This is a genomic window from Streptomyces sp. NPDC005151 (assembly GCF_053599875.1).
Genome location: NZ_JBSFYR010000159.1, coordinates 1 through 8,795 on the forward strand (window position 1 = coordinate 1; position 8,795 = coordinate 8,795).

The 8,795-nt window shown below is 67.3% G+C and carries 7 protein-coding genes and 1 pseudogene; 3 read left to right on the plus strand and 5 right to left on the minus strand.

What is annotated here, in order from left to right; genetic code table 11:
- Positions 1–43: 43 nt before the first annotated feature.
- Complete coding sequence (locus ACWD6R_RS38435; protein ID WP_451822999.1) at positions 44–841, minus strand: IS5 family transposase; 798 nt, start codon at positions 839–841, stop codon at positions 44–46.
- Between the two features lie 386 nt (positions 842–1,227).
- A complete protein-coding gene (locus tag ACWD6R_RS38440; RefSeq protein ID WP_451823000.1) occupies positions 1,228–1,731 on the minus strand; it encodes an N-acetyltransferase in 504 nt (167 codons plus the stop codon).
- Positions 1,732–2,241: 510 nt separating this feature from the next.
- On the opposite strand from ACWD6R_RS38440, the gene ACWD6R_RS38445 reads away from it, so the two are divergent.
- Positions 2,242–3,042, plus strand: coding sequence for an SAM-dependent methyltransferase (locus ACWD6R_RS38445; protein ID WP_451823001.1), 801 nt, complete (start codon positions 2,242–2,244; stop codon positions 3,040–3,042).
- Between the two features lie 624 nt (positions 3,043–3,666).
- On the opposite strand, the pseudogene ACWD6R_RS38450 reads toward ACWD6R_RS38445, so the two are convergent.
- Positions 3,667–3,978, minus strand: a pseudogene (locus ACWD6R_RS38450) (transposase); the annotation flags it as partial.
- 10 nt (positions 3,979–3,988) lie between these two features.
- On the opposite strand from ACWD6R_RS38450, the gene ACWD6R_RS38455 reads away from it, so the two are divergent.
- Complete coding sequence (locus ACWD6R_RS38455; protein ID WP_451823002.1) at positions 3,989–4,396, plus strand: hypothetical protein; 408 nt, start codon at positions 3,989–3,991, stop codon at positions 4,394–4,396.
- Positions 4,397–4,426: 30 nt separating this feature from the next.
- Here ACWD6R_RS38455 and ACWD6R_RS38460 read toward each other — a convergent pair whose 3' ends face one another.
- Positions 4,427–5,725, minus strand: a complete 1,299-nt coding sequence (locus tag ACWD6R_RS38460) for an ISAs1 family transposase (protein WP_451823003.1) — start codon at positions 5,723–5,725, stop codon at positions 4,427–4,429.
- A gap of 367 nt (positions 5,726–6,092) precedes the next feature.
- The gene (gene mauJ / locus ACWD6R_RS38465) at positions 6,093–6,965 is read right to left on the minus strand and encodes a methylamine utilization protein MauJ (RefSeq protein ID WP_451823004.1); all 873 of its coding nucleotides are present in this window, start codon (positions 6,963–6,965) and stop codon (positions 6,093–6,095) included.
- 654 nt (positions 6,966–7,619) lie between these two features.
- Here mauJ and ACWD6R_RS38470 point away from each other — a divergent pair.
- Entirely contained in the window at positions 7,620–8,657 is a 1,038-nt protein-coding gene (locus ACWD6R_RS38470) for a three-Cys-motif partner protein TcmP (protein WP_451823005.1), read from the plus strand.
- The last annotated feature ends 138 nt before the right edge of the window (positions 8,658–8,795 follow it).

The following is an 8,795-nucleotide window of genomic DNA, read 5'->3' on the forward strand; positions in this document are numbered from 1 at the left end:
CATCGCCCTCGCCATGCTCAACCTCGGCGGCCACCGGCCTCACCTACCAGGCCGTCAAGCCACATAAACCCACCCACGGAAGCGACAGGGGAGCCACAAAACCCTCCATGTCGTCACTGCGCTTGACGATGGTCAAGACAAGGGCGAGGGCAGTGAAGCAGTACTGGACCAGGCTCCCGGTGTAGCCGCCGTCCGCCCAGACCATCTCCAGACGGTGGTGCGCCTCACTCACCTGCCGCAGCAGGATCTCCGCCGCGACGCGGTCGCCGGTGTCCGCAGGAGTGACCATCACCGCGAGCAGCAGGCCCAACGAGTCGGTCACCACGTGCCGCTTGCGGCCGTTGATCTTTTTACCGCCGTCGTAGCCACGACTGGCGGCACCGACGACGGCATCCGCTTTGACCGACTGTGAGTCGATCATCCCGGCGGTCGGCTCCGCGTCCCGGCCCAGTTTCTCGCGGACCCTCCCACGCAGCCGGTCGTGGTACTCCTTGACCAGGCCGTCGTCGCGCCAGCGTCGGTAGAACCCGTACACCCGCTCCCACGGCGGGAAGTCGACAGGCATCGCACGCCACTTGATGCCGTTATCGACGAGATAGCGGATCGCGTCCAGCATCGTGCGGTGACAAAACCCCTCCGGCCGGCCACCCCGCCCCTGCATCCAGGCCGGAACCGGGATCAACGGCCGAGCCGCAGCCCATTCCGCGTCCGTCATATCCGTCGGATAACGCCGCTCCCGCCTCCCACCGTCCGCGGCATTACCGAACCGATGAGCCAGACAGTCACACTCCGGAGCGACTGAACTGGACCGCACCGGCATTGAGACGGAAGACTGCGACATAGGGGCCTCCTGCTGCTCGGTGATTCGACACCAACGAGCTGTTCAGGAGGCCCTACTTGTATGCGCCGAGCACCCCGCTACCACCCGATCGGGACTCCCGTTCGACCGACACCGCACAAGTCCGGAAGACAACAGCTTCTGAGACTCGGCAGCACGATCCGTGCGGACATCGTGCGGCCGGCGAATCACAGCGACCGGGTTTCACGGACGGATAGAACCGCTCGCAGGGCGGGCCTTCGCGATGAAGAAGGCCCGTCCTGGGTCTTTGTTCCTCGCCGCGATTGACGAACCCGGCGTCTTCCTCGCGACAGCGAATCTCTCACCGATGACAGCAAGCCCCCGACTGTGGCGGCTTGGTGTCAGCAGCCGGGCCCGTTGTGCCACCTTTACGTGTCGGGATGCTGCGGCAGGGCGAGCCAGTCCGACCAGGAGATCTCACGGCCGAGGAAGCGCGGCTGCTCGAACGGCCAGTCGGCGGCGATCCACTGCGGCACCAGCGCGTCGAGGGCCTGCTCGACCTTGCTGCCCACCAGCTCGTCCACCACCCACCAGGAGATCTCGCCGTCCGCGCCGGCCCTCTCCGGCGGGTCGATGTAGACACAGCCGAGGAGAACTGTCTCCGCCGCGTCGAACAGCGCGTAGTTGAAGGACTGGTGCGCGGCGATCTCCTTCTCGTGCCGCAAAAGGTCGGCCTGGTCGGCCTCGTAGGTCATGGTGTCCGGGGGCCAGCCCCAGGCCGGGCCGAAGATGGTCCACAGCCGCTCGCGCGAACCCATCACAGCCGGATAGTCGAGCGGGGTGTCCACCTCCCGGATCGGCCGCAGGTGATGACCACCGCCCGGCAGCGGTACCAGGACGGGGTGGACGAAGTCCTCGGGAAGCCAGCTCATGGCGCCCGACCGTAGCAGCGCGCGGCCGTCCGCTCCCCTGGATTTTCCCCGCATACCGCCAGGCTCTGCTCTCATGCCGGGCAGGGCCCGCGATCACCCGATCGAAACTCCCGTTCGATCGACAGACTCCATGATCGGTATGGCAACGGCTTCTCAGACACGACCTCAAGTTTCAACACGCTGAACTTGACAGGGAATGGCCGGCACAAGGGCCTATCACTCGGCGGGCGGCTCAAGCCAAGGCCGGTCCGAGTGCCTGGTGACGCCCGAACAAACTGCCGAGCTCTTCCGGGCGCCGGTCTCACCCCGGTGATCCTCGACAGCCTGATGCACGGTCGGCACGAGTGCACCGCGCGCTCTTCCCGGACGGGGTGCGCCCCGTTCTGCGTCCGTGCCCGACAAGGGAGTTACTCCCTTGTCGGGCTGGTGCGGACGATGCTGGTGAGGAAGCATGGGCGTGCGCGGTACGAGTGCCGTCCGCGCAACCGATGTGTGACACGAAGAGGGCCGATGACTGACGAGCAAGGCATCCGGACGCCGGTGGACGGAATCGAAACGGGCACGCCGCATTCGGCGCGGGTGTGGAATTACTGGCTGGGTGGCAAGGACAACTACGAGGTGGACCGTCGGCTCGGGGCTACGATGGAGGAGCTGTACCCGCAGATCATTGAGATAGCGCGCGCCTCGCGGGCATTCCAGGCGCGAGCGGTGCGCTTTCTGGCCGGTGAGGCCGGGGTGCGCCAGTTCCTGGATCTCGGCACAGGTCTGCCGACCGCGAACGCGACGCACGAGGTCGCCCAGGACGTCGAGCCGACAGCACGCATCGTGTATGTGGACAACGACCCGATCGTCCTGGCTCACGCGCGTGCCCTGCTGACCAGCCGGCCTGAAGGGGCGACGGACTATGTGCACGCGGACCTGACGGACGCGAAGACTGTGTTGCGCGAGGCCGCCCGGACGCTGGACCTCGACCGGCCGGTGGCCGTAATGGTGCTCTCGACGCTGGGACACGTTGCCGACTCGGGCGAGGCCGCGGCGCTGCTCCGCAGCTACTTGGACGCGCTGCCCGCGGGCAGCTACTTGATGCTGTGCGACACCATCGAGACTCCGGAGACGCAGGCCGGGTCCGACGAGTACGCCAGTGGCGGCGCCATGCCGTACATCTCGCGTCCCAGGGAGGTCATGAAGACCTTTGCGGACGGACTCGAGCTGGTGGAGCCGGGCTTCGGCTCGATCAGCCTGTGGCGCCCCGAAGAGCCTGTCGTCGGCGAACCGGTCGACCAGTGGGGATTCGTGGCCGCCAAGCGGTAGCTGCCTCCGTTCCGCCGAGGCCGTGGGCGCAGCCAGCAAGGCCCCTGCCCCGTCGCCGCGTCAGCCTCCCGGACGTCAGCCTCCCCGTGCTGACGTTGCCCGGCAAGAAGGCCGACGCGGTACCGGCCGCCGCCCCGGTCCCGCCTGAGCGGTAGGTGCGCCACACGCCGTACATCGGACCGGTGAACGGGCCCTTGGAGTACGAGTGCTGCTCCCCGGGCCACGGGCGTAAACCGGGGCTCGGTGCGCGAAACTTGCCGCCCGTCCGCGAGGGCACGGCAGGGTCCTGGCGGTGACGGGGCGGCGGTCGCCTCGTCAGCGCCCGACCGGTCGCGGTCAGCAGCCCCGGCGGTCAGCCCCCCTCGTGGCGGGAGATCAGGTCGGCGGCCCGCGCCGCGCGCGGCACGTACGGCATGCCGACCGATGTGCGCGTCCTGATTCAGGGCTGTGCCCCGGGCGCCGAGTACAGCGTCGAATCGTTCACCCAGGACGGCAGCACGGCGCATCTGTGCGCCACCGCGAAGGCCGTGACCCAAGGCACGCACCGGGTAGAGATCGGCCACAGCCTGCCCGCCGTTCTGCCCCGGGTCTGTACAGCGAACGGTGGGACTCGGTCAGTGTTTTCTAGCGGCGTCCGGCGGTGAGCCGGCCATCGAAGGCGATGTCGAAGGCGTGGAGTGCGGCCTTCCAGCGCATGGTCCAGCGTTTGCGTCCGGTGCCCGTGGGGTCCAGGCTCATCACGGCCAGGTAGACGCACTTGAGAGCGGCCTGGTCGTTCGGGAAGTGCCCACGGGCCCGGACAGCCTTGCGGATGCGGGCGTTGACGCTCTCGATCGCGTTCGTCGTGCACACGATCTTGCGGATCTCCACGTCGAACTGGAGGAAGGGCACGAACTCCGCCCAGGCACGCTCCCAGAGTCGGACGATCGCCGGGTACGACGGGACGATGTTCGCCCGTAACACCTGGCTCACCCGGCACGCATTCGACGTCCTGGGCTCCGACGACCAGTTCCGTCTCTATGCGCTGGAGGACCTGGTCCTGGACCGGGACATGGTCTGGCCGGGATGCGAGGGGACCCTGACGGACTTCGGCTGGGGATTCCTCGGAGAGATCAAGAAGCAGGTGAAACAGCGTATCGACATGTTCAGGCACTTCGAGAAGAGACTGCCGCCGGACGACTTCCTTGTCTTCGCCGGCGCTCCCCGGATCGGGACCCACGATGACCATTACGGTATGCCGAAATGGCCTGCCTGCGTGGAAGCGGCGATGCGCCGGCTGCGAGGCGAGGACGAGGAGTTTCTGCACGCACGGGGCGACTTGATGACCCGTATCGGCCCCACGGCCCCGGCGTAGTTGTGTGATGTCCGGTTCTGTGCCGGTTGGTCAGATGCCGTAGACGGCGAAGGCGTCCTCGTGGCGGAGGAGGTCGCGGCGGGCGTGGGCGATGTTGGCGCGTCCGGCGAGGCGGATGGTGCTGATCGTCAGGTTGCGGAAGCTGGCCAGTGCTCGGGGTGCTGTACCGGTTCTGACCTGGGAGTTGTCTTCCCGGAAGGTGACGTCTCGCACCCAGTGGATCTTGTTTTCCACGGTCCAGTGAAGCCTCTCGTAGTGGTTGAGGTGGGCGGGGCCGGCGAGGTCGGGCGGCAGGCTGGTGACGCCGAAGACGATCTCCTTGCTGGTCCATTCACCGTCGAGGTTGCCGGTGTCGCGGCGGAGGCGGAAGACCTGGGCTGCGCCGGGGAACAGGGTGTGGTCGGCGGGTGCGGTGCGCAGGGTGCGGCGTTCGGTGCGGCCGTGGCCGCGGTCGTCGTCGATCGCGGTGGTCTCGGTGAAGTCGGTGTCCGCGCCGGTCAGCAACGTCTGGGCGGCGGCGCGTGCGAGGGGCTGGTTGCCCTTGAGGATCAGGACGTAGCGGCCGCCCAGAGGGCCGGTGATCAGGCGGGCGGTCTTCTTCGTGGTATGCAGCGCGTCCAGAGTGAACACCCGTCCGGGCAGGTCGAGTTGGGTGAGCAGGGCCCGGGCGGCCTCGCCTTCGCCGCGTTTGTCGGGGACTTGGGTCTGGCCCAGGACCGCGCCGGTGTCGTGATCGATCGCGCCGACCAGGAAGACCCGCCCGCTCTCGGTGCGGGCGCCGGTCAGGGCCTTGCCGTCCAGGGCGGCGGCGGACAGCAGCCCGTCCGGCACCGGGTGCTCGGCCGAGCGCCTGGCGGCGCGGCGCTGTTCGCGCTCCACCGGTCCTGGGGTCGCGGGGATCTCAGGCGAGGGGACGGTGCCCCGCACGAGATCTGTGGCGTATTTACAGGTCACAGCATCCAGGGCGTCGGCATCCAGGTGGGTGAGCACACGCCGGAAGGTGCGCCCGCTCGGCACGAGGTAGCGGCCGGTCAGCGGGTCGTACCGGGCGCCGGTACGGGCCAGCTTCGCCTGCGGGGCGCGGGCCGCCCACTGCCAGATCGCGGCGATCGAGTCACCGCCGATCACCAGCGTCGCGCACGCGGTCAGCGTCAGGATCGCCACGAGGGCGTGGCGTCGGCCACGCTTCGCGCGCCGGTCCGGGACCTGCCGCAACCTGCTGACCAGCTCAAACTCCGCTACCGCCGGGCCGGTGGCGAGCTCGGCCTCCCACAGGGCAAGGTCCGCGAGTTGGCCAACGGCAGGGGGAACCGGCGAAGATAGGGGCACGAGCGCGACTCCTGTGACGATCTTTTGGCGTAGAGACCTGAAAGGTCATCAGAAGTCGCGCTCGTCTTGCAACCAGCCGCATCAAACTGGGGCAGAACGACTCAAGAGAGAACTACGCCGGGGCCGTGGTATCGGCCCCGCTCCCGCTCCCGTCACCGGGGACCTTGAGGCAACCCGGAAACTGCTGCTGGAGTCCCCGTGGGAACTGGGCGCCGAGAACCTGGGCTGGTTCGCCTGGAACCCGATCCTGCAACCACCGGGCACGACACCCTAGGCGCGGGGGGCAGCAGTTCCCACGGCCGCGCATGCGGTTTCGCTGGGACGGTGACGGCCCCACGGTCCTTGGCTGAGTCCGGCTGAGGGCTGGTCAGCCCTGTTCGACAGCGATACGTGCCAGGAGTTTCAGCAGGGGCAGGTCGGCTGCCACGGCATCGACTGCGTTGCCGAAGTCGTTGAGGATGAGATCCTTCTTACCGTGTGCCAGGCCGTTGCGGATGGCGTAGAGGTGCTTGGCAGTATCGATGCCGGCTGTTGTGAGAGCCTCCACACGACCGAGTGCCCGTTCTTTGAGCACGGAGAACACCTCGGCGGGCTCCTCGGTGTGTTCCGGAAGAAATGCTGGAATGGTCAGCAGCTTCCCGAAGTCGTACCCCTCAAGGGAATCGAGGTGGTCGGTGATGAAGTCCATGCCATTGCTGCTCCGCGGCGCTTCCAGCACGCGGTACAGCCCCATGTACTCGGCGAGCAGGTCAACGTGCCTGATAGCCATGGCGTAAAGGGCGAGCGGTTCGGTGCGAGCTGCGAACCGGCGGCTGAACCGGGCTAGCGGATCGTTGTACGTGCCGTACCGGAGCCGCAGCATGTCGGTGTACCGGATCTCGTGGGCCTGCTGGGCGACGGAGTCCAGGGTGTCACGGTAGGTGCGATTGGCGGGAAGCCACGGGCGGTCGTGCCCGATTGGTTCGTAGGGTGCAGTGGCCGGCTCCTGAAGAGGGGTGACGACCGTGGGGGAGTCGTGGTCGAACGCGATGCAGTCCGCGACGAAGAGCACGTCCTCAAGCGACGGCGCCGTGAGGGAAGCGTCGTAGAAACCCTCCGCGTTGAGGGGAAGGGGTACGAGCAGACCCAGCTCGGAGAGCTCTTGCATGCCCCACTTGCCGTCGGCTTCGAACTCCCCGATGCCTATGCCCGGCATGCGGACGCCGTAGGCAAGACTCGGCCAGCTGATTCCTTGCATCATGCAGGAAGGATAGGCAGCCCGCGCGGGCAGTTTCCCTTCAGTACGGTTGTGCGGCACCAGGCGGATCGTCCTTTCAGCGTGCCACAACGAGTCGCCAGAGTGGCCGCGTGCGAGCGCATATCGCCTTGACGGTATGAGCGCTGCGGTGACCTCCGGACGAGAAGTCCACGGGATGGTCGCGGCTTCCGCGCCCACGCGCCACTTCGGTGACCTCATCCGCGCATCCGAGTCGACGTCGTCAGGAAGCAGTCCGTCGGTGATCGCGGCGAAGGCGGCCTCCGGCAGGTCCTCTCGCTGGGCCAGAGCCGCTCACATCCGGTACTCCCCGCGATGCACCGTCACACGTGCCCCCTCAGCCGACCCAGCTGATCGTCTTTCGCGAAGGCAACCGTATGTCGAGCCGCCGCCCGCGAGGGCACAGTCATCAAAGCCCACGCCGACCTGGCTCGATCGATACGGTGGCCTCAGCAATTTCGGTGACGTCACATCAACATGCTTGCTAATGGAAGGACTTGCGGGTTGCACTTGCTTGTCCAGTCACTGAGTTGGGCGTATACCTGCGCGGATCGGATGATCGTCTAAATCGCGTCCTGGTGCCTTCTAGTACAGCAGCGGACAATCTGTTCAACTTCTGCTGTCCAAGGGGGGACCGGCATGGGCGTGCTGTGGCCGTTGGAGCCCGCGACAGGGGCCAAACACCGCTTGTACAAGAGCTATTTTGACGCCTGGTGGCCGATTCTGCTGCAGCCCAGCCCGCGGTCAGGCCGCAGCTGGTCGAAGGCGACGTTCCTCGATGCCTTCGCCGGGCCGGGCCGCTACGAGGCCGGCGAGGAAGGCTCCCCGGTGTTCAACCTGCGGGGGCTGCTCAACCACCCCCTCGCGCACCGGATGGGCCTGTCCCGGGAGCGAGTACAGCTGATCTTCATCGAGAAGGACCGTGCCGCCTACGAGCACCTGATGAAGGAGCTACACAAGAACTTCGGGCCGCTGGATCAGCTGCCCGTGCAGGTGAACGTGCAGCGCGGTGAGGCGGGCCGGGACAGCATCCGGCTGCTGACCGAGCTAAAGGCCTGGGGCCAGCCCATCCTCGGGGTCTTCGACAGCTGGGGCAGCGTCAACACCCCCCTGTCCGTGATGGGCCGCATCGCCGCGAACCCCGCCAGCGAGGTCATCGTCACCTTCGGGCCGAACTGGTTCAGCCGGCGCAAGGAGCTCAACGAGGACATCGTCGACGGCGTATTCGGCGGCCGGGAGCACTGGACGCATGTGGCCGAAGCGTGCGACAGCGAAGAGATGTGGCGGGCCTGGCTGGACAGCTACCGCAAGGCCCTGCACCGCGTCGGCTTCGGCTACCGGCTGCAGTTCGAGGTGGTGCCGAAGACGGGACAGCCGCTGTACCTGGTTTTCGGCACCAAGCACCCCCGCGGCGTGGAAGTGATGAAGGACGCCATGTGGCGGGTCGACAAGAGCGACGGCATGCGCTTCCGCGACCCCCGTGTCCGCAACGCCGTAGCCGTCGGGCAGGTCTCCCTGTTCGACGACGGCGAGTTGCCCGACCCTGAACTGCTGGCCCTGGTCGAGCAGCGCCTTCGGCGCGGCCCCGCACGACTGGAACAGCTGGAGGAGTGGCTCCTGCTGGAGACGTCGCAATGGCGTGCCCGGGACGCGAAAAAGGGCTCTCCTGCTGCATGAGTGGGTCACTCTGTGGCGGGTTGGCGACCGGGGAGGGTGGGATGTTCCCCGGCGAGGGTGAGCATGACGAGGGCGATGATCGCGTCCGCGCTGTGGAAGCCGAAGCCGCGGCGGATGATCAGTCGGGTCTTGGTGTTC

What these genes read in the sequence shown, in the direction of transcription:
- ACWD6R_RS38435 (WP_451822999.1), bottom strand. Translation starts at nt 841, where the DNA reads ATGTCGCAGTCTTCCGTCTCAATGCCGGTGCGGTCCAGTTCAGTCGCT.
- ACWD6R_RS38440 (WP_451823000.1), bottom strand. Translation starts at nt 1,731, where the DNA reads ATGAGCTGGCTTCCCGAGGACTTCGTCCACCCCGTCCTGGTACCGCTG.
- ACWD6R_RS38445 (WP_451823001.1), top strand. Translation starts at nt 2,242, where the DNA reads ATGACTGACGAGCAAGGCATCCGGACGCCGGTGGACGGAATCGAAACG.
- ACWD6R_RS38455 (WP_451823002.1), top strand. Translation starts at nt 3,989, where the DNA reads ATGTTCGCCCGTAACACCTGGCTCACCCGGCACGCATTCGACGTCCTG.
- mauJ (WP_451823004.1), bottom strand. Translation starts at nt 6,965, where the DNA reads ATGATGCAAGGAATCAGCTGGCCGAGTCTTGCCTACGGCGTCCGCATG.
- ACWD6R_RS38470 (WP_451823005.1), top strand. Translation starts at nt 7,620, where the DNA reads ATGGGCGTGCTGTGGCCGTTGGAGCCCGCGACAGGGGCCAAACACCGC.